The organism is Paenibacillus urinalis (assembly GCF_028747985.1).
Lineage (GTDB): Bacteria > Bacillota > Bacilli > Paenibacillales > Paenibacillaceae > Paenibacillus > Paenibacillus urinalis.
Window position 1 is genome coordinate 137057 of the sequence record NZ_CP118109.1, and the last position, 17663, is coordinate 154719.

Here is a 17663-nt window from a genome sequence, read left to right on the forward strand (position 1 = left end):
TCGGTATCTCCTTAGTAGTAAATAATGCGAATATCGAAGTCGTCGTGGATCAATACTAATGGCTTGATAATCTGAAGCACCTTTATATGACCCTCGGACTCCCTCATTGATAAAGGAAGTAACACTTTGTCGTATTGCTTACCCCTCATTGCTTCTTTCGTGAGACTATCGAATCCGATCACATCTATATGACTTAGCTTGGTTACTGTTTTAACACAGGAGGTTTCGCCCTCTATGATCATTAAGATGTCTGTATTTTTAGCCATTATTTATTCACCTTTATTGCCATCGTGGGAATGTGCATACATGTGATAATTAATGCTTCACCAATGAAGCGTCCTTCACTATCGTATCGCTTGTTGTAATTAAGATCACGGCCAGTAAATTTTTCTGGATCAAGTCCGTATTCTTGCTTTACATACTTCAAGACTGTCGCCTCTAAGATAGCGTCACGAGTAATATTCACCTGATCTTTCATTCGGAGCTCGTCCCATTCAGCTTCTTCCTCGTCAGCGATCTTATTCATAACAGCGCAGAACTCATCGAAGGTTAGTCTGCAGGTGCGGCCAAGTTCATCAAACTGCTCCGGCTCCAAGATAAAGTCAATGTTCGTGACTCCTTGTTCGGACTTTTTTGACATCTTTACAAGTTTCTCATCTTCCTTGCTCTCCGTCTGCTGGCTTTCCACTGCCCAATTCCTTTTCGGACCGATCCTCATTCTCTTTGACATCTCCTTTCTTAGGTGCTAAATCTTCCGTGAATACACCACGACCTAGGTCTTCAATAATACGATATCCTCCCATGTTTTCACCACCATTCTCCATTATAGTCTCTATATCTCTTGTTTACTTAAAATGTAATGCGTTACGTTTTACATTATAACACAATTTCTGCATAAAAAAAGAGGGGATTTCACCCCTCCTATTAGCCGATTAATTTTTCGAGATCGATAAGCCCATCGCCAGTATAAATGTCTCTGCCTGGAATACTTAAATCCTCACAGGATTCTTCTAGCTTTGCATGAACTTCTTCTAGCGTGGGCTCTACTCCTTGCCCTCTGCAGAAGCTAATATACAGTGCAATACATCCAGAGATAATAGGCGCTGCCATGCTGGTGCCGGATAGCTTCGCATAACCTCCATCTTTATACGTAGAGAAGATGTCTACACCAGGAGCCATGACTTCATTCTTGATGCCATAGTTACTGAATGGAGCTCTCTCTTTCCCTGGAGACATTGCAGATACAGCGATTACTTCGTCATACATGGCTGGCCAACATACACCTGTATTTTCATTGCCTGTAGCAGCAACAACTATAATACCTGCGGCAGCCGCTTCTTTAATGGCTTTGTGTAATTCCAGAGGCGGCTCGCTTGCACAGCCGAGACTCATGTTGATGATATCTACATTTTGCTCAATTGCCCACCGCAAGCCATTGATAATGGATTGAAAGTTGCCTCCTCCATTGTCTCCAAGGACTTTTGCGACATACAGCTCTGCATCAGGTGCGATCCCCACAACTCCTATTCCGTTGTCTGCCGCTCCAATGATGCCAGCAACATGTGTTCCATGCCCTTGTTTGTCTTCAGGTCCATACGGAGAGCGAGTGAAGTCTGCATAGACTTTCAAGTTCGGCTGCAGGTCTGGATGATCACGATCCACGCCCGTATCAAGGACAGCCACTTTGACTCCTTTACCGGTTGTGGTATTCCATACATCGGGTGCATTTACGGCTTCAATACCCCAATCAATAATGTCATCGCGCATCTCTGCGCCATGGGTTTGGACGATTTTATAGTCCGCCTGGGTGTCACTCATAGTTTCCTCCTATGTTTTCACCCTGTATCCTATCTTCTATAATTGTAACACGTTACATTTTACTTTTCAGTAGTTTGTGAAAAATCTATAAAGAGGTCTTGTTCTTTGATTTGATCCATATAAGCCTGGAGTTCTTCATCGGTAACAGCTATATATACTCCACATGATCGGTCGGTGATACTGCATTTTCTTCTTTCTTCAACTCTTACTCTTCCGGACATTGTCATTTCTGTTAGTCTCGGATGAACCAGATTGCGATCCCATCCTTTTAAGAGGTCGGCCTCGTACATTTTAGCTGCAATTTCGTTAGCTGTTAAGCCATCTTCATATTGAAGAAGAAAGCTATGTATGATGTTCTGACGAGTTGCTACATCCTGTTTAACCAGATCGAAAGACTCTTTGCGGGTGCTGCTTGTTATTGTTGACATGTTAATTCGCTCCTTTTATGAGTTTAGAAATGCATTTATGACTGACGATAATATCAATAAAGATCCTGTAACTATTGCCATTCGCCATAATCGGTCTTCTTTCTTTTTTGTGGCTTCCCTTGTCTTTGCAGCTTTTTCTAAGTCAGCAAGTGCCTTGGCTGCTAATTCTTCTCTTTCTTGCGCCCGTCGCATGGTATCTTCGAGCCTTCTATCTTCGAGTATTCTCTCAGCTTCTCGATTATAATCTACAATGTCGGAACCTCCGGAACGACGCTGCTCTTCTTCCAGTAGATCTTGCCAGTTGCGTATTTCTTCCGGTATATACGTAACACTTCCAGGATCCTGAAGAATAGTCGCAGGCCGTATGGATATTCGCTCCATCTCTTCTCTCGCATCAACCGGCACTGGTATATTCCAACCTATAATCTGCCCAGTGCCTTTGTGTCCTCTTAAATATATATCTTTAATTTCATCCCTTACCTTTTGCTGGTAGTTTGACAATAGCTCCATATGATTACTCCCCCAAATTCTGAACAATAAACGAAATGATAACGAGTATGCCGATCCCTACCATTGTCCATCCAAATCTCCGAAACGCCTTATCCACTTCTGGCCACCCGCATGTATTTACTTTCTTCGTTCCTCTGCCTCGCGGACGTACTCCTTCATGCACAATAGTACCCTTTGGCCGATCCATGCCTAGCGTTCTTGGTGTAGACGCAGGAACCTTTATCACATTCCTATGACGATCTTGATATCTTTTCATCATCTCCATGGGCATTTACCATTGAACCGCATATCTTGGAGTAACGCCTTTTTTGTTATAGTGATTAAGTGCATTACTGCTCATGACTCCTGTTAAATCCCCTTTCGTCTTGGAAGATACATAACGAACAGAGTGAGTGATTTCTGGCGATGAAGTATCTATTATTACTTGGATATGATCGATAAGCGCTGCTTTTTTCAGTTCACCATGAAGTTCTTCTAACATATTTGTAATCCTATATACTCTTTTTTTACCATGCTCATTAATTTCCACAAATTGATTCAAAATGTTATCGACTATAGTCTTTGCCAAGTTTAATTTTACTTCGTTGCTAGTTAATTCAGCTTCAAAGCCATTTATATAATATTTTTTCATCAATTCCATGAGGCTCTACCACCTAATCCCATGAATTGGAATTATCCCTTCTTCTTTGTAACGCTCAATATCATGCTCATTCATCACGCCTGTTAAATCTCCCGCTTTTTTGGAACGCATATATCGTAATTGACAGTTAGTACAAGTCTTATTTATTACGACGCGGACATGATAGGCAAGATCAGCAACAAGCAGCTTATCATATATTTCTTTTTCCATAGCCCTTGGGTCACTTACAGAGGGAGTTCTGTAGCGATCCATTACGAGATGACTTTTCAATACATCTGAAACGATGTTTCCGGCTAACCTCATTATCTGGTCGTTTGTTTTTTCTTCTGCCTCGCTAATATTTAGCCTATATCTTCTCATTAATTCCATTAGCGCCACTCCATGCAATATTTTTGAGTCGGGCAGCTATCACAGTGGAAGCCTTCCCGAGGGTAGTACCAGCCTTCGTCCATCGACTTCTTAAGCATTCGAGCTGACTTATACAGTCTTTGATAGTCTGCACGCTTCCGATCTACATAGATGGACTGAGAAGTCTTTAAATGGTGTAATACATACGTATCTACTTCTTTTCTATACATTGAATGAAAAGCTAACGCCTGCAGCGTAATACCCATATCTGTTCGCTGATAAAACTCAGTTGGACGCTGTGCTCTGGTTTGAAAGTTTACAATCTCATGCTTACCTCCTGGTGTCTCTCTGATCACAGGAATACGGCCGACAATATGAAAGTCTGGATCAATCTTTAGTCGGAAGTCTACATTAACGCCCACAGTCTTATCCGGATTGTACTGTTGCTGTCGATGGAATAGTGCGAGCATACTGAAAGCCTCCAGTTCTTTCTTGCGCTGACTCTGCTTCTGATCGAACTTGATCTTATAGATTTTATCCTTGTCATACCAAAGGCCGGTAAACTTATCCTTCAGCTGACTCAGTGTAAGAAATTTACCTTCATGAAGATTCACATAATAATAGCTGATCGTGGCTAGCATAACCTCACGAAGCCCTTTGCTCTCCTCTGTCTTCAAGCGAGGTAGCTTATCGATATTCGTAAACTTATATTGCAAAGGGCAGGTTTTGAAATCGTAGAGCTGTTCTATTGTAATTTCTGTCATAGTATCAACCTTTCTACCTCTACTACATTACCTTCCCAATCCCTGACGTCCCAAATTATATTTGCGCTATTGTTCTGTCCTAATACGACCATGACGTCAAAGTAAAGCTTATCATCCATAAGACCATACAGTCTTTCTCTTGCTCTCTTTGATATCTCTTTACCCATGATCTGCAAGTTTTCGGGAGTCAACATAAGATATTGCATGTCTATAAACGTTTCATTGGCGATTTCAAAAACCATATTTCTGATCCCCATATAGTCATAGACGTGACTCTTTAAATACGGGCGGAATAGCTCCACGCAGGTTTCCCCCTCTTAATTCTTCAAGTGTTCTTTGCACTTCGCCCGTTAATCTTGCTCTATTTAGTTCATTGTTCGGCATGCCTACATAAGGAAGCTCAATAGCGTCACTCACTCTTCTGGTCAGACTTCTTTCAAGTTCAGCTCGAATCTCCTCTTCAAACATACTTTTTCCATATTCATAACTTCTTTTCATTCTTCCTTCGATGACACCGCTCGATCTAATTCTCTCCAATATTTCCGAAGCAGTTGACTGCCTGAAACGTTTCCTGTATTCCTGCATTAACTCCATAAGTAGCCCTCCTACGTTATTGATTCTGGCTTGCCTTCTCAAATTTTTCTTGTCTGCTCTGAGCTGCTTTAAGGACGCAAACGGAAGATTCCATTTCTCTAATCCTTGCATTGATGTTATAGCTTGTTCTCATATGTCGATCTCTCATGCGGCGATATACGCTGATTCGCTCCTCAAGGCAGCGGATTGCATTTTCGTGAGCCATGCGGCCTCCTATGTACCAAGAGGAGCCTAAGCTCCCACAAGGTTCTTTCTTGCTGTGTCATATTGACGGGCAATCGCTGCTGCGAGTTTATCATAAGGATCTTCCCATCCTTCTGGCTTCATTACTTTGCCGTCTTCTTTGTAATGAGGCTTGCCGTCTGGCCACAATTTGCTCATGTTTGCATGCTGAACGACATCCATGAGTTCTTGAGGTTTTACACCCAGCTCTACCAGTGTACCGATAGCAAAGTAGATCACGTCAATCATAGCGTCAGCTTGATCGACAACAGTTTTAGCATCCAAAAATTCTTGTACTTCTTCATTAACCCAATTCATGCGCTTTGCCGCGCGTTCCGCATTCATGAGTGTTGGCAGCTCACTTACCGGATGATTAAATGCTTCCTGGAAAGCTTTCACCTGATCGTAAGCGTAGTCTAGCCCCTTGCCTTCATATTGATATGGTTGCATTAATTCCATGCTGTATATCCTCTTTTCTATATATTTTTATAGATCATCGAAGCCGTTATCGTCACTGGTTTTTCCGTAGTTACGAGACTTGGTTTCGAAGAAGTCAGATTTAGTAGCGTTCAATGCTTCATCAGAGAATGGCTTGATCCAAGGCATGCAGTTTACATCAACGCCTTCGTAAGCTTTCTCCAGACCGAGCATCTTCAGACGGCGGTTGGCCATGTATTTGATATAGTCAGACAGCTCTTCAAGATCGATGCCGCGGACTTCTTTTAGTGTGTAGTAGGCCCAGTTAGTTTCCAGCTGTACAGCACGATCAATAGTGTCGTAGGCATACTGAATGTTCTCAGGCGTGTTCAGCTCAGGGAAGTCTGCAAGCAGCTGCTTGAATACCTCTGCGAAGAAGTAGCAGTGCTGATTTTCATCCCGTTGGATATATGAGATCATCTGGCTAGTGCCGATCATCTTTTGGTCTCGAGCCAGGTTATAGAAGAATGCAAATGTACTGTAGAAGAAGATACCTTCAAGGATCAGGTCAGCCACCATGGCCTTGAAGAAGGTTTGTGGCGTCTGCTCATCACGGAACTCTTGGTAGATTTCTGAGATAAATGTATTGCGCTCCAACAGAACCGGATCATGCTTCCAATATTCAAAGATTTCTCGCTGCTCCTGCTCAGAAACCAAGGACGACAGTACATAGGAGTAGGACTGATTATGAACAACTTCCTGCTGTCCGATAATGGCCGAGATTGCTTCTAGTGAAGAGTCCGTAAAGTAACGCTTTACATCGCCGACAAACATGGTCTGCATGGAATCCAAGACTGCCAAGAGGCCGATATTGATCTTGAATGTACGCTGCTCTTCTGCATCCAGAAGCGGGAATTGCTGAGCATCCTTACTCATTGGGATTTCATCAGCGATCCAATGATTCAATAGCAGAACCTTGTAGAGCTTGTACATATGCGGCATGCGGATATCGTTCCAGTTGAGAATCCCTGAGTTCTCGCCTTCGATAATCCGAGTTGATTTATTTGGTGCTTCTGTATTGAAGATTTTTTGCATTTTCATCTTATTCACTCTTCTTTCTCATTTTCTTTTCCCTGTAATAATCCGTTATAAATTGAACGAATAGCTTTTTGACTTTAAACATGATTAATATTGCACTAAACGTGTGGTCCCAAGCCCAAATCATGAACCATATCAGCAGACCCAAGGTTGTAAGGCCACCAAGGATAAAGGTGGCCCATACATACCAGATCAAGATTTCGCTTGATGGATCTATCATGAAGCGCAGTTCTCGCATTCTTCAATTGTCAATGCGCGGCTGCGGAGATAGTAGCTCGTCTTGATTCCGTTCTCCCAAACAGCCATATGCAAATCCAAAAGATCACTTGCTTTGATGTCTGGAGTTACATAAAGGTTGAAGCTTTGAGCCTGGTCAATATGTCTCGATCGAGCACCGGCCATCTTAATGCTAGCGTGTTGATCAATCAAGAACGCAGTCTTGTAATACCAAAGTGTATCGTTATTCAGATCCGGAGCAGGATTGGCCACTTTATACGTTGTCTTTTCTTCATAAGAAACAAGTTCGTAAATCGGATCAATGGTTGCTGTAGAGCCGGCAATAATGGATGTGGTACCATTTGGCGCTATTGCTATCAGGTTCGCATTGCGGATACCGTATTTACGGATCTCACCGGCAAGCTCCGCCCACTCAGTGCTGTTGTATCCTCGATCGGTAAAGTAGTTCCCGTTTTGCCATTCGCTGCCTTCAAACTTCGGATAGGCTCCTTTTTCTTTGGCCAAATCCATACTTGTCTTAATCGCAAGGAAGTTGATTTTCTCATAGAGCTTGTCGTTATAATCAACAGCAGCATCGGATTCCCATCGAATCTTCAGCAGGGCAAGTAAGTGATGAAGACCAAATGTTCCTAGACCAACGGCACGATACTGGTTGTTTGTGTGCTGTGCCTGAAGCACTTCGATGTTGTTGATGTCGATAACGTTATCTAGCATCCGAATTTGGATTGGAACAAGGCGTTCTAGCACATTGTCCGGAACCGCTCTGGATAGATTAATTGAGTTCAGGTTACATACAACAAAGTCACCTGGAATTTTAGTAATGATGATCCGTGTTTCTCCATCCTTAGTTACAAGCTCTTCGGACTCAACTACTGTTGGAGATTGGTTTTGCATGATCTCTGTACAGAGGTTTGAAGAATATATCATGCCGTGAGCTTTATTCGGATTCGTCCGGTTTACTGTATCACGGTAGAACATGAACGGCGTGCCTGTCTCAAGCTGGGACTTCATAATGCGCTTCATAACATCAATAGCTTGAACAGTAATACGTGGCAGCAGTGGGTTTGCTACAGCTTCAGCATATTTCTCACGGAACGCTCCGCTTCCAAGCTTCTCATCATAGAAGTCTTCTAAGCCCAATTTGCGCCCCTTCTCATCTGTCCAACCCATAATACTCTTCACTTCGTGAGGGCAGAACAGGTGCCATTCTTCGCGCTCACGAACAGCTTCCATGAATAGATCCGGCAGACATACGGCGTGGAAGATGTCATGCGCTCTCATACGCTCGTCACCGTTGTTCAATTTAAGATCCAAGAAGGACAGAATATCTTTATGGAAAACATCCAGATAGACAGCTACAGCGCCTTTACGAGTGCCAAGCTGGTCAACGCTGACTGCCGTATTGTTCAGCTGGCGGATCCAAGGGATAACGCCGGAACTTGTATTCTTGTGCCCGCGGATATCGGAGCCTCTGGAACGTACTTTTCCAAGGTATACACCGATACCGCCACCCATTTTGCTGAGACGTGCTACATCGGTATTGGAATCAAAGATACCTTCAAGAGAGTCGTCAACCGTATCAATGAAGCAGCTGGACAGCTGTCCGCCAGAAGCTTTACCTGCATTAGATAAAGTCGGTGTAGCCACTGTCATGTATAGGTTGCTCATAGCCCAGTAAGATTCTTTAACTAGCTCGATTCGCTTCTCTGCAGGCTCCTGGTGCATCAAGAACATAGAAATAATCATATAGCGCTCTTGCGGCAGCTCCATTACCTTACCGTCATAATCGCTAGTCAAGTAGCGTTCATTGAGTGTCATGAGGCCAATGTAGTCGAACAGCAGATCTCTTTCTGGAGCGATAGTAGCTTCAAGCTCTTCGATTTCTTCTTTGGTGTAAGCTTCTAATAGTTCTTTTCTGAATAGCTTCTTCTCGACCAATGTCGTGATCAAGCTGTAGAAGGATCCATAAGGCTTATCTGTATATGATTTATAATTACGATTGAAAGCTGCCTTTTTATATAAGGATGTTAAAAAGGAACGAGCAGCCGCAAACTTCCAATTCGGTTCTTCTTTCGAAATCAATTCCAATGCAGACATAGTAAATGCATTTGTAATCTCATCGGCGGTTACTTCTTTGTATCTAAGCTTAGATAATACGCCACGAATTAAGCGTTGAATATTCAGGGGTTCTCCCTGCGAATCTTTTAAGTCTGCCATGATGCGTTCTGCGAATGCTTGGATTCGGTTAACGTCAAATGCCAGTTCTCTATTATTGGGCTTTGTAACCTTTAGCGGTGTTGCGCTCAATTTCATTCACCTCTTTTATAAATTTCTCAACAGAATCTGATGAGATATATGGAACAGCCTGGCTCAATTCATGAAGTTCTTCCCTGCTGTATCGGCCGATAATGCTGCACCCAACCATAAGATTATGGTTATGTATAAGAAAGTCAGATACTTCTTCGGGCATTTTACCTGTTTCTTCGGTGCTTGTAATCAGCACATAGGGCTGCTGCATTCGAAGCGCAGGGCCGATCCTTACGGCATGCATTCCCGTTTTCTTAACGAAACTCTCTGCTTTGCCAGATAAAGAATAATAACTCAATAACATGTGAAACCTTCCTTTTTGTAACGCATTACATTTATCGTGCAATAGTTATTGTATTCTATATTTCTCTTCATTTAAAGTCTTGACATTCGAAAAACCCCAACATGTAGTGCTGAGGTCTTCCGAAATATACAAGGTTTCTACTTTTTCACAAGCTGTTCAAGGTATTCTCCTTCAGCATCACAAACTTCTCTGATTTGTTCCATTGCTACGGTTGATCCAATCGACCGCAGCTTCTTAAACACAAATAGATCACGTTCCTCTTCATTATAGACAGGATCGCCTTCTCCATCCTCGGGAGCATTTCTGACAAGTCCTTCAGTCAACTGAATCATTTCAATCTTAAGTACTTTTCCATCCACGGAATGGTTGAATACCTCCAAGGCGCGAGTCAGGTACCCACCATAAAAATGATTGCTGAAAGTTTCTTCAGTAAGGGCGCCGATCTCATCGTACATTTCATCCATGTTCTTGATTTTCTTTAGATTACCCAAGTATTCTTCTAACACTGATTTCATCTAAACAACCTCGCTCTCTACTTATTGGTATAGGTTTGCTACAAAGATTCCGTCTTCATCAGTCGGACGAATGACATATCGCTTTGCTTCTGCCCCTTTTTCATTTATCCATTTCACAAGTCCAGCACTGAAGCATTTAAAACCGCTACCTTTGTTGTTACCTTTTATAGCTCTAAGACGCATGCCGTCTTCTGATTTTCTTAGTACGATTTGACGAGGGCTGCCTCTGAATCCAATCTGAACCTTGTCACCTTCTTTAATCCCTAGAAGTGCGCCAGCCTCTTTATTAATATGGATTCCTCCAGATTTTTGAAAACCAATGCTTGGATCTTTGACATTGATACTATTGGAATACCACTCAACTTCTTTGCTCGGAATATCGCTCATCTTGATACCATACCTTTCCGCTTCTTCGGGCGTCACTTGCCTAGTCTGCAATCCTTGCTGAAAAGGGAGTTTACCTGGATCGCTCGGATTTTTCCGCGGCCTGCCTCTTGTCATAGTGATTATTCCTCCTCTTCTTCCTCTTCAATATCCTCTTCACGCTTCTGACAGTCTGGACAGAAGCTCTCATTGCAGCAGGGACAGCTAACAAAAAAAGACATGCAATCTTTGCAATACATATTCATTCACCTTTCTTAAAATGTAATACATTTCATTTAGGTAATATTATGAAGGAAGGTGGTCTTCCAGTATGTTGAGTATTTGTTCGGCGTACTTACTACTCCATCTTTTTGGATAAAAATAGTCATACATCTCTTTAATTTCTCTATTGGAAAGAGTTAGCTGATAAAAGGGTTTATCAAGCCCTTCTTTCTGAACGATTTTTACGTCCAACTGCCCGCCTCCTCAGAAAAAAATCGCTTAAAACTAAAACTGCGTAAAATCTTAATTATACGCAGTTTTTATAGTTCGCTAAACGGCGTGACGTTCGTTATATGAATTTTTCCATCTGAATCTATACGCTGTTCCAATGATATGTTTTCCAATCGACTACCTGGATAGACTATTGGAAACCTCTCATCTTTGGTCTTCACAGCGAACCCGATGCAATCTGCATAGTATAAGCTTTCTGCGTGGCTTACTTGGACCTGCACACCCAACTTCTCACTTAAGATGTGAGATAGCAATTCGCGAGAGATGGGGATTACCCCGCCTCGTGTTATCGGCAGGCTCTCTTTTCTCTTCTTTTCTCCCATATATACCTCTTCCTTTACCCCCAGATTTCTTTGAGACGAGCCGCAACTAATAGCAAATAAACAATCGTGAAAGCTAAAAAGACCCATTGAATTTTTAAATTGCGCTTACGGCTATCCCCATAAAAATGTGCACTAAGACTTAAAATTAAAATATTGACTGCAAGCATAATGTGATCCATTTAATTAATTGCTCCTTAATATGGCGTTTGCTTGGTTGCATACCAGTCTGAGGCAAACAAATCCGCCTGAGCAGGAAGCCAGCCTGGCTGCCATTCATCCGTTTCGCCATTAAAAAATGCGATATACGGCTGCGAATTAAGAGGCGTATTTACACCAATATGTTTTGCTGTGCGATCGTTAACCTTCAAAAATGTACTAGCTGTACTAAAAGGCGGCAGATAAAGAGAAGGCATCATTACAATGAAGCTGCCAGGTGCCCAAGAATCGCGTCTTAACTTTTCTTCTTTCTCTAAGAGCTCAAGTGCATGTCCGAATTTCATTTCTTCCCCTGCTTTCATTTAAACTTTACTTGATTTCTTTTTCGTATTGCGGATGACTGCTTCTGTAATGATCTATGAAGATGCTATCTGCAATTTGTATTGCATCCTTGACTGAATCCATCATTCGTCTCGTATCATGATCCTGCGGCATCTTTTTTAAGATGATTAAAGCATTCGCTAATTGATCAACCACGTTTTTATGAGCAATCGTAAAGTCAAAAGTATATTTTTCTATCAGCCCTTTTATTTCTTCGCTATTGTCATCAGCATCAACTTCCAAGATGACTTTGCCAGTTTCCACTTCGATTAGAGAGATGCGATCAACTACTTTTTTTGCTACAACATTTTTGTCCATTTAAATACAGCTCCTCAGTCTTTAAATTCAATGAAATTGAAGCGTGCAACCTTGTTGGCCATTGCCAATAAAAAAGCGGAATTTGTTGGCTTTGGTTCCAGCAACGGGGACGGAGATTGATCGGCCTCATGGCTTTCGACCATGCCAAGAATGGCATCAAAGATATTAGTCTGAAGATCTTTTTTCAGAGGTGCAAGGAAGGTGCGGACCATAACCGGATGAATACGACGATACGCATCGCCAGTTTCATTGAAGCACAGATCCTGAAGTAAAGCTCCTGCACGGAATGCATCGGCTAGGCCTCGAATCTTGGACTCTTCCCCCAAGAAACCCATAAGTATGCGGTATACGTTCTTTGTATAAGTAACGAGCTCCTCATCATTGTAGAAGCTTTCTGGCGCCATAGATAATGCATTCTGAGTAAAACTTTGAATCTCAGGATCGTTAAATTGCTCCAATTCCTCTTTAAAAATAAGTACGGCTGGCTTTACTTCTGACATGTTAGCGTCCTCCTTGATTTTCGCTTGCACATTTTACATGGCAATGATTTTTAATTTCCCAATCCAAATTTCTTCTCCAAGCTCCATTATTTCCTCCTGGAGAATTGCTGCTTGGGGTTTTTACATTCATTCCGCAAAAGCGACAGTACACAGGTTGCTCAACGCTTTGATAAGATTGCTGGATCATAATCTGCTCAAAGCTCATAGGGCTATTCTTTTTCACTAGGTCTTACCTCTGGCTCTTCAAGTTTCGGTGGCCTGATATATCTGCGATCGAATAGAATAATCGCGTTCCTAAGAGGACCCTCAGCATCATGAAGCCCCGAAATTGCGAGCATCTATGAGCAGTTGAATATAATCCATGTGTTCTTTTACTGTTAGATTCATTTTGCGTTAACCTCCTTTAAAGAGAAGACGCCTAAATGGTCAGCATCTTTCAGGATGAATTTGCCTTGGGATTCGTTATTAACGAAGTACTCAAGCTTCTGCCCGATGAATGGGATCATCGTTGATGTATCAGCATCCGACTCTTCTTCGCTGCGTAAAATAACTTTGCCACCAGGCAAGATAATCTTGTGCACCCCGCTGTGGCCATCCTCGCAATGCACATCAAATAATTTGAAGTCAGTTCCATCCAAATCAACACGCTGCCTGCGGATCATCATGTTCAGAATCTTCTCGTTATGCTTTTCTGTATTGCAAATGGAGCCCTCTTCAAAGAGGATACAGCTGCGGCATTCGGAGTCAGAAGAATTGAAGTTTCTGCATTTAAAGCACAGCGGGCATTCGTGGAAACGAATGCACTCGCCGTACACTTGATGTCTTGGCATATTCAGCGGATCTTCTTTGGATAGTACCTTCCCTTTCGGTGCCTTAAAGCTTTCCTGCTTCATCATGCCAGCTTTGTATTGTTCCAGCATCTCTCTGCGATCGCTCTCTGTAAGGCCGCCTTGATAGGCTTTCTCCATAAAATCCATGAACTTAAATCCCCTTTATTCTTCGTTTTCTACAACAGGCTCTTCCGGATCTTCAACACCTAGGCGGAGCATGTCGTTTAGAGACAACATTGTTTTTTGGCTGGCTACATTAGGATCTTTTTCGATGGCTTTTTCAGCTTCATCGACTTTTTGCTCTAGCCAAACTCCTTCATTCATTTTGTCTTCAATGATCTCCCTAAGCTGCTTCAGCTTCATAGGGCGTTCGTCATCTTTATTCTTCTGAGGTGGATTAGAAGCCATATCTTTGTTTAAATCGTTGTACTCTTTTTGCAGCTTACGAGTCTCCATATCCAGATCCGTAATCTTGTCTTTCATGATTGTCATAAGCTCTTCGGTTGTAAAATGTTTACCAATTAACATTGTGATTCTCCTTATTTGTAGAATTTAATGACCAGGTTATCGAGGTAAACCGGAATACGATTTCCCCATTCAATTTGGGGATCATCCAATGTAAAAGTAACAGGCTCACTGGATGGAGATACGATAGATCCTGATTTTGCTGTAACCTGAATGCTGTATTCTTTGTCCTCAATCAGATTAGAAAGAATCGCCTCATTAACTCCTTCCACTTCTATCCCAAGGAATACTCCACGGTTATAAATACGGAAGGTAGCATCTGGACCATCATAAGTCCATGTGAGCTTGACGGTGTTATCCTCTTGGATAATTGCCTGCAGGTCGCTTGGAGCCGGAAGTGACTCTTCTAGCGCCTGATACATTTCAACTTCATGAATGATCCAGGATTGATCCACCATGCGCGCTTCCCAAGCTTCCCCGGTATCAGGGAAGCTGACGATCGGTGAGGCAGCTACTAAGCGCCAGTATCTTGCTATGGCATTGACGCTTAGATCGATAGATACAAGTGGCTGACTGTGGGTGCTGACAGATTCAACATAAGTCCATGTGTTGCCATCTTCAGATGTTTCGATATCTATAAGGTCTACCCCACAATCCTCTGACTGCTTAAATGTAATGTTCCGCAGTCCGGTTGGCACCTTTAGATCAAAACCAATCCATGCCAGACCGTCTACGTTACCGGCTTGCACTGATCCCCAAGCTGTAGTTTCATTGTTATCAATTGCATTCTTGGCATCCCATTCACCAGCAATGCCAAGTCGATCCCCGCCGCTGAACACTTCAGATCCTTCAGTTAGATCGATATCTGTCGCAGCTGCCATCGTTTTAAATGCCATAGCGTTAATTTCGGCTTCCTGTGCAATCAGGTTGACGAACTGAATTGTTTGGCCGGCATTGTAATCCACGATAAATTGCTTGTTAAAATAAGTGATCGTGAGCTTGCCAGTGCCGTTGCCGGAGATTGTAAGCTTCGATGCAGGAACAAATGCATTATTATAATAGAACAAATCTGGAGTAAGTCTTGTTTCCAGAGGGATCTTAATAGCATTGTTGTAATCATCCCCTTCGTTCACATACACCATGTTCTCTTTTTGGAAGTCAAAGCGACCGACGCCATCAATATTTATCCAGAAGATTGAATTTCCTTTAGGAACTACATTGCGCGGAGCAATGTTCATCTCAACAGAGAAAGCAGTATAAGCATCGATTTCCTGCGGGAGGATCTGTTCGAATCCTTTCAACTGATACATTAAGCGCTGACTATTATATTCAGCCGTTTCGGAGCTAAAGCCAATCGGGTACTCAGGTGTAGCAAACGTTGTATACACAAGCGTTTGTGTGAGCACTGGCGGCTGATACTCCTGTTCAAGGACGGCCAAGTTGTTTGCTTTCAGCTCTGCCTTATAGCTTGGAGTATCATGGTAAATGTCTTCTCCTAATGGGTTGGCAGCAGCCGTCTTACTAATTAGCCCTACAATCACATCTTGAGAGGCATTCTTATTGTTTTTCACATGGAAGACCCATTTGTTTTGCTCAGCAATTCGGATGCGCTGCAGATCAACGTCATGACTTGAATTACCGGCAGGAAATACGAAAGTGCCTGTCTTTGATTCTGTTCGAGCTTGTGTGTTATCAATGAACTCAGTTACACGAGCAATAAAGACTAATTCAATGTCTCCATTATTTCTAGCTCGATAGCTTTGGACTTCGAATGAGTAATCAATGCGGTGTGACTTTTCTTCATTAAAGAAGTAAGAGTATCTCAATTAGTTCCCCTCCCGTATTAGGGTTATTTTTAGCTGAGAGCTGTCCTTCCAAGAGGTTAGGGATGTACCGATAATAGATTCAACGCTGCCCCCTGGCTCGAATGTGAGCCCTTGTGATACTGGCTCAAATTCTACATTGTCTCGAAGGCCAAACAGGAGTGCAACAAAGCCTCCTTGTTCTATTTCGATTTCAGATAAAGCAACCATGTGAGCCTGGCTATCTTCTACCATTTCATGATTCCGCTCTTTCAAATGCTGCAAATACTTTTGAACGGTGAATTTCATGAGCTCCATACGGCTCAATCGGCTTGACGCTTTATCAGCCATCTCATCATTCTTCATAGCCCGCATGGTTTCCGCCTGATCAACGACTTCCTCAGTTAGCTCGTCCAACTGCACCTCATAAAGCTTAATGGTTTCTTCTAGCCGAATCTTTTGGGAGATTTCTTCCTGTAGGTAAGTCCGGAGATAGTTCCGGTTCTGGTCTGGCGTGTTGGCCATGATCTTAATTTGATCCAAATCAATTCCTCCTTAGTTTTGATAAATCTTAGAGGCGAATCGGCGCTGAGCTTCATCTTCCGCTTGGATAAACAGAGAGTAATCGGGAATAAAATTAAAGAACTTAGTACTCTTCATGGATGCGTGCTTATTCTTAGCGAACTTCACTTCCACGACAGGCATCTTCAAGTCTTCATCTTCATCGACCCAATAGATTTCAGCATTCTCTTCCTTGATGCCGACTTCGTTGTACATAAGGCAGACCATTGTTGCTTCATAACGAAGAGTGATTGTATCCTTCAGATCATCCTCTATCGGACGCTTGCCGTTCGTTTTACGCAAGTGAGCTGTACACATAACGACAACATCAAATCTTGTAGCCCAGCCTTTGATCGTTTTAGATACGTGAGCCGTCTTATCATCATTGTTGCTGAAGGTCTTGCTCTCTACTGTCAAGTCATTGAAGGAGTCAATTGCAATTACGATTCGAGTGCCTTCAGGCATCGTCATCTTAATATCCTTGATGTGCTCTTCAATGGCTTCAACGCTGGTCATATCATTGGAATCGAACATGCCGAAGCGGTCTACTCTGCGATACAGGTTCTTGATTCCTTCATTACGCTTATTGATAATCTCTTCATCGTCTTCATACTTAGCTGGCGACTTTGCTTGGCCGATCGTGATTTGTTGATCGTTGGCAATATAGCGCGGCATAAGATCGTTATTGGCATCATCAAGCGAATGATACGAAACATAGACCTTTTCATTTCTCTCTGATATTCCTTTACATACTTGAAGCATGTAGGCGGATTTACCGACGTTTGGTGCAGCGGCAAATAAGATAAGCCCAGGCTGAGCCCCGCCTTCAAAGGCGTCATCGAATGATTGCAACCCTGAAATTAATCCCCCGTTTTTCCCTCTGGCCCATGAGTGAGCATCCATATTCATGATATTGCGGAGCATCTTTTCTTCGATTCTGTTTAACGGACGACCAAGTATTCCCTCGACATTTGTAACAATAACCTTTTTTCTCATTTCGGGCTCAAAGCCGAATGCATTTGGATCTTGCTGCATTTGTCTTTCAACTTGATGCATGATGTCCGTAAAACTAAATTGTCCTGGCTGTGTATTGCTCATAGCTGCTCCTTCCATACGGCTTATCTCTCTCCCGTGTAATACCTGCGAGTGTTCGTAAGCATTACACAGGGAGAGATCCCTGTGTGTTGTGTGTTGGGTGAAGTTGAGGTTCGAGCAGGGTCCTAAGCTGCCCCTTACAAGGTGCGTATAA

Annotated in this window: 31 protein-coding genes; all 31 read right to left on the bottom strand. The window is 42.6% G+C overall.

Annotation, left to right across the window (positions count from 1 at the left end; all coding sequences use genetic code 11):
* Positions 1–11: 11 nt before the first annotated feature.
* Positions 12–266: a hypothetical protein gene (locus tag PUW25_RS26150; protein WP_047913148.1), complete on the bottom strand. Its 255-nt coding sequence runs from the start codon at positions 264–266 to the stop codon at positions 12–14.
* Entirely contained in the window at positions 266–640 is a 375-nt protein-coding gene (locus PUW25_RS26155; protein ID WP_274338664.1) for a hypothetical protein, read from the bottom strand. The genes PUW25_RS26150 and PUW25_RS26155 overlap by 1 nt, the downstream gene beginning before the upstream one ends.
* Positions 641–653: 13 nt before the next feature.
* Entirely contained in the window at positions 654–803 is a 150-nt protein-coding gene (locus PUW25_RS26160; protein WP_274338665.1) for a hypothetical protein, read from the bottom strand.
* A gap of 121 nt (positions 804–924) precedes the next feature.
* Positions 925–1818, bottom strand: coding sequence for a S8 family peptidase (locus tag PUW25_RS26165; protein WP_274338666.1), 894 nt, complete (start codon positions 1816–1818; stop codon positions 925–927).
* Between the two features lie 59 nt (positions 1819–1877).
* The gene (locus tag PUW25_RS26170) at positions 1878–2246 is read right to left on the bottom strand and encodes a hypothetical protein (protein WP_047913146.1); all 369 of its coding nucleotides are present in this window, start codon (positions 2244–2246) and stop codon (positions 1878–1880) included.
* Between the two features lie 15 nt (positions 2247–2261).
* On the bottom strand, positions 2262–2756 hold the full coding sequence (locus PUW25_RS26175; RefSeq protein WP_274338667.1) for a hypothetical protein: 495 nt from the start codon (positions 2754–2756) through the stop codon (positions 2262–2264).
* Positions 2757–2760: 4 nt separating this feature from the next.
* The gene (locus tag PUW25_RS26180; protein WP_274338668.1) at positions 2761–2943 is read right to left on the bottom strand and encodes a hypothetical protein; all 183 of its coding nucleotides are present in this window, start codon (positions 2941–2943) and stop codon (positions 2761–2763) included.
* Between the two features lie 84 nt (positions 2944–3027).
* Positions 3028–3396 carry a hypothetical protein gene (locus tag PUW25_RS26185; protein ID WP_274338669.1) on the bottom strand — a complete coding sequence of 123 codons (369 nt, stop codon included), beginning with the start codon at positions 3394–3396 and terminating at the stop codon, positions 3028–3030.
* Between the two features lie 6 nt (positions 3397–3402).
* Positions 3403–3765 carry a hypothetical protein gene (locus PUW25_RS26190; protein WP_274338670.1) on the bottom strand — a complete coding sequence of 121 codons (363 nt, stop codon included), beginning with the start codon at positions 3763–3765 and terminating at the stop codon, positions 3403–3405.
* Entirely contained in the window at positions 3765–4508 is a 744-nt protein-coding gene (locus PUW25_RS26195; protein ID WP_274338671.1) for a PD-(D/E)XK nuclease family protein, read from the bottom strand. The genes PUW25_RS26190 and PUW25_RS26195 overlap by 1 nt, the downstream gene beginning before the upstream one ends.
* Positions 4505–4810, bottom strand: a complete 306-nt coding sequence (locus tag PUW25_RS26200) for a hypothetical protein (protein ID WP_274338672.1) — start codon at positions 4808–4810, stop codon at positions 4505–4507. The genes PUW25_RS26195 and PUW25_RS26200 overlap by 4 nt, the downstream gene beginning before the upstream one ends.
* Positions 4770–5102: a hypothetical protein gene (locus PUW25_RS26205; protein ID WP_274338673.1), complete on the bottom strand. Its 333-nt coding sequence runs from the start codon at positions 5100–5102 to the stop codon at positions 4770–4772. The genes PUW25_RS26200 and PUW25_RS26205 overlap by 41 nt, the downstream gene beginning before the upstream one ends.
* A 16-nt stretch (positions 5103–5118) precedes the next feature.
* Positions 5119–5307: a hypothetical protein gene (locus PUW25_RS26210; protein WP_274338674.1), complete on the bottom strand. Its 189-nt coding sequence runs from the start codon at positions 5305–5307 to the stop codon at positions 5119–5121.
* A gap of 26 nt (positions 5308–5333) precedes the next feature.
* Positions 5334–5783 carry a pyrophosphohydrolase domain-containing protein gene (locus PUW25_RS26215; protein ID WP_274338675.1) on the bottom strand — a complete coding sequence of 150 codons (450 nt, stop codon included), beginning with the start codon at positions 5781–5783 and terminating at the stop codon, positions 5334–5336.
* A 27-nt stretch (positions 5784–5810) separates the two neighbouring features.
* A complete protein-coding gene (locus tag PUW25_RS26220) occupies positions 5811–6842 on the bottom strand; it encodes a ribonucleotide-diphosphate reductase subunit beta (protein ID WP_274338676.1) in 1032 nt (343 codons plus the stop codon).
* Positions 6843–7055: 213 nt separating this feature from the next.
* Positions 7056–9383: a ribonucleoside-diphosphate reductase subunit alpha gene (locus PUW25_RS26225; protein WP_274338677.1), complete on the bottom strand. Its 2328-nt coding sequence runs from the start codon at positions 9381–9383 to the stop codon at positions 7056–7058.
* Complete coding sequence (locus PUW25_RS26230) at positions 9346–9687, bottom strand: class Ib ribonucleoside-diphosphate reductase assembly flavoprotein NrdI (protein ID WP_274338678.1); 342 nt, start codon at positions 9685–9687, stop codon at positions 9346–9348. The genes PUW25_RS26225 and PUW25_RS26230 overlap by 38 nt, the downstream gene beginning before the upstream one ends.
* Positions 9688–9824: 137 nt before the next feature.
* The gene (locus PUW25_RS26235; RefSeq protein ID WP_274338679.1) at positions 9825–10202 is read right to left on the bottom strand and encodes a hypothetical protein; all 378 of its coding nucleotides are present in this window, start codon (positions 10200–10202) and stop codon (positions 9825–9827) included.
* Positions 10203–10223: 21 nt separating this feature from the next.
* On the bottom strand, positions 10224–10703 hold the full coding sequence (locus PUW25_RS26240) for a hypothetical protein (protein WP_274338680.1): 480 nt from the start codon (positions 10701–10703) through the stop codon (positions 10224–10226).
* Positions 10704–10871: 168 nt separating this feature from the next.
* Positions 10872–11039, bottom strand: coding sequence for a hypothetical protein (locus PUW25_RS26245; RefSeq protein ID WP_274338681.1), 168 nt, complete (start codon positions 11037–11039; stop codon positions 10872–10874).
* Between the two features lie 68 nt (positions 11040–11107).
* On the bottom strand, positions 11108–11401 hold the full coding sequence (locus PUW25_RS26250) for a hypothetical protein (protein ID WP_047913133.1): 294 nt from the start codon (positions 11399–11401) through the stop codon (positions 11108–11110).
* A gap of 14 nt (positions 11402–11415) precedes the next feature.
* On the bottom strand, positions 11416–11580 hold the full coding sequence (locus tag PUW25_RS26255) for a hypothetical protein (RefSeq protein ID WP_193746087.1): 165 nt from the start codon (positions 11578–11580) through the stop codon (positions 11416–11418).
* A 15-nt stretch (positions 11581–11595) separates the two neighbouring features.
* Positions 11596–11901 (bottom strand): Thoeris anti-defense Tad2 family protein, encoded by a 306-nt coding sequence (locus tag PUW25_RS26260; protein WP_047913132.1) that lies wholly within the window; start codon positions 11899–11901, stop codon positions 11596–11598.
* Positions 11902–11926: 25 nt separating this feature from the next.
* Positions 11927–12256: a hypothetical protein gene (locus PUW25_RS26265; RefSeq protein WP_047913131.1), complete on the bottom strand. Its 330-nt coding sequence runs from the start codon at positions 12254–12256 to the stop codon at positions 11927–11929.
* A 14-nt stretch (positions 12257–12270) separates the two neighbouring features.
* The gene (locus PUW25_RS26270) at positions 12271–12756 is read right to left on the bottom strand and encodes a hypothetical protein (protein ID WP_047913130.1); all 486 of its coding nucleotides are present in this window, start codon (positions 12754–12756) and stop codon (positions 12271–12273) included.
* Between the two features lies 1 nt (position 12757).
* A complete protein-coding gene (locus PUW25_RS26275) occupies positions 12758–12979 on the bottom strand; it encodes a hypothetical protein (RefSeq protein WP_238546449.1) in 222 nt (73 codons plus the stop codon).
* Between the two features lie 160 nt (positions 12980–13139).
* The gene (locus tag PUW25_RS26280) at positions 13140–13733 is read right to left on the bottom strand and encodes a hypothetical protein (protein WP_047913128.1); all 594 of its coding nucleotides are present in this window, start codon (positions 13731–13733) and stop codon (positions 13140–13142) included.
* Positions 13734–13748: 15 nt separating this feature from the next.
* A complete protein-coding gene (locus tag PUW25_RS26285; RefSeq protein WP_047913127.1) occupies positions 13749–14114 on the bottom strand; it encodes a hypothetical protein in 366 nt (121 codons plus the stop codon).
* Positions 14115–14125: 11 nt separating this feature from the next.
* On the bottom strand, positions 14126–15877 hold the full coding sequence (locus PUW25_RS26290; RefSeq protein WP_047913126.1) for a discoidin domain-containing protein: 1752 nt from the start codon (positions 15875–15877) through the stop codon (positions 14126–14128).
* A complete protein-coding gene (locus tag PUW25_RS26295; RefSeq protein WP_047913125.1) occupies positions 15878–16396 on the bottom strand; it encodes a hypothetical protein in 519 nt (172 codons plus the stop codon).
* A 12-nt stretch (positions 16397–16408) separates the two neighbouring features.
* Entirely contained in the window at positions 16409–17512 is a 1104-nt protein-coding gene (locus tag PUW25_RS26300) for a DnaB-like helicase C-terminal domain-containing protein (RefSeq protein ID WP_193746085.1), read from the bottom strand.
* Positions 17513–17663: the final 151 nt, after the last annotated feature.

Coding starts and splice junctions, on each gene's coding strand:
- PUW25_RS26150 (WP_047913148.1), bottom strand. CDS start 266: ATGGCTAAAAATACAGACATCTTAATGATCATAGAGGGCGAAACCTCC.
- PUW25_RS26155 (WP_274338664.1), bottom strand. CDS start 640: ATGTCAAAAAAGTCCGAACAAGGAGTCACGAACATTGACTTTATCTTG.
- PUW25_RS26160 (WP_274338665.1), bottom strand. CDS start 803: ATGGGAGGATATCGTATTATTGAAGACCTAGGTCGTGGTGTATTCACG.
- PUW25_RS26165 (WP_274338666.1), bottom strand. CDS start 1,818: ATGAGTGACACCCAGGCGGACTATAAAATCGTCCAAACCCATGGCGCA.
- PUW25_RS26170 (WP_047913146.1), bottom strand. CDS start 2,246: ATGTCAACAATAACAAGCAGCACCCGCAAAGAGTCTTTCGATCTGGTT.
- PUW25_RS26175 (WP_274338667.1), bottom strand. CDS start 2,756: ATGGAGCTATTGTCAAACTACCAGCAAAAGGTAAGGGATGAAATTAAA.
- PUW25_RS26180 (WP_274338668.1), bottom strand. CDS start 2,943: ATGGATCGGCCAAAGGGTACTATTGTGCATGAAGGAGTACGTCCGCGA.
- PUW25_RS26185 (WP_274338669.1), bottom strand. CDS start 3,396: ATGGAATTGATGAAAAAATATTATATAAATGGCTTTGAAGCTGAATTA.
- PUW25_RS26190 (WP_274338670.1), bottom strand. CDS start 3,765: ATGGAATTAATGAGAAGATATAGGCTAAATATTAGCGAGGCAGAAGAA.
- PUW25_RS26195 (WP_274338671.1), bottom strand. CDS start 4,508: ATGACAGAAATTACAATAGAACAGCTCTACGATTTCAAAACCTGCCCT.
- PUW25_RS26205 (WP_274338673.1), bottom strand. CDS start 5,102: ATGGAGTTAATGCAGGAATACAGGAAACGTTTCAGGCAGTCAACTGCT.
- PUW25_RS26210 (WP_274338674.1), bottom strand. CDS start 5,307: ATGGCTCACGAAAATGCAATCCGCTGCCTTGAGGAGCGAATCAGCGTA.
- PUW25_RS26215 (WP_274338675.1), bottom strand. CDS start 5,783: ATGGAATTAATGCAACCATATCAATATGAAGGCAAGGGGCTAGACTAC.
- PUW25_RS26220 (WP_274338676.1), bottom strand. CDS start 6,842: ATGAAAATGCAAAAAATCTTCAATACAGAAGCACCAAATAAATCAACT.
- PUW25_RS26230 (WP_274338678.1), bottom strand. CDS start 9,687: ATGTTATTGAGTTATTATTCTTTATCTGGCAAAGCAGAGAGTTTCGTT.
- PUW25_RS26235 (WP_274338679.1), bottom strand. CDS start 10,202: ATGAAATCAGTGTTAGAAGAATACTTGGGTAATCTAAAGAAAATCAAG.
- PUW25_RS26240 (WP_274338680.1), bottom strand. CDS start 10,703: ATGACAAGAGGCAGGCCGCGGAAAAATCCGAGCGATCCAGGTAAACTC.
- PUW25_RS26250 (WP_047913133.1), bottom strand. CDS start 11,401: ATGGGAGAAAAGAAGAGAAAAGAGAGCCTGCCGATAACACGAGGCGGG.
- PUW25_RS26255 (WP_193746087.1), bottom strand. CDS start 11,580: ATGGATCACATTATGCTTGCAGTCAATATTTTAATTTTAAGTCTTAGT.
- PUW25_RS26260 (WP_047913132.1), bottom strand. CDS start 11,901: ATGAAATTCGGACATGCACTTGAGCTCTTAGAGAAAGAAGAAAAGTTA.
- PUW25_RS26265 (WP_047913131.1), bottom strand. CDS start 12,256: ATGGACAAAAATGTTGTAGCAAAAAAAGTAGTTGATCGCATCTCTCTA.
- PUW25_RS26270 (WP_047913130.1), bottom strand. CDS start 12,756: ATGTCAGAAGTAAAGCCAGCCGTACTTATTTTTAAAGAGGAATTGGAG.
- PUW25_RS26280 (WP_047913128.1), bottom strand. CDS start 13,733: ATGGATTTTATGGAGAAAGCCTATCAAGGCGGCCTTACAGAGAGCGAT.
- PUW25_RS26285 (WP_047913127.1), bottom strand. CDS start 14,114: ATGTTAATTGGTAAACATTTTACAACCGAAGAGCTTATGACAATCATG.
- PUW25_RS26300 (WP_193746085.1), bottom strand. CDS start 17,512: ATGAGCAATACACAGCCAGGACAATTTAGTTTTACGGACATCATGCAT.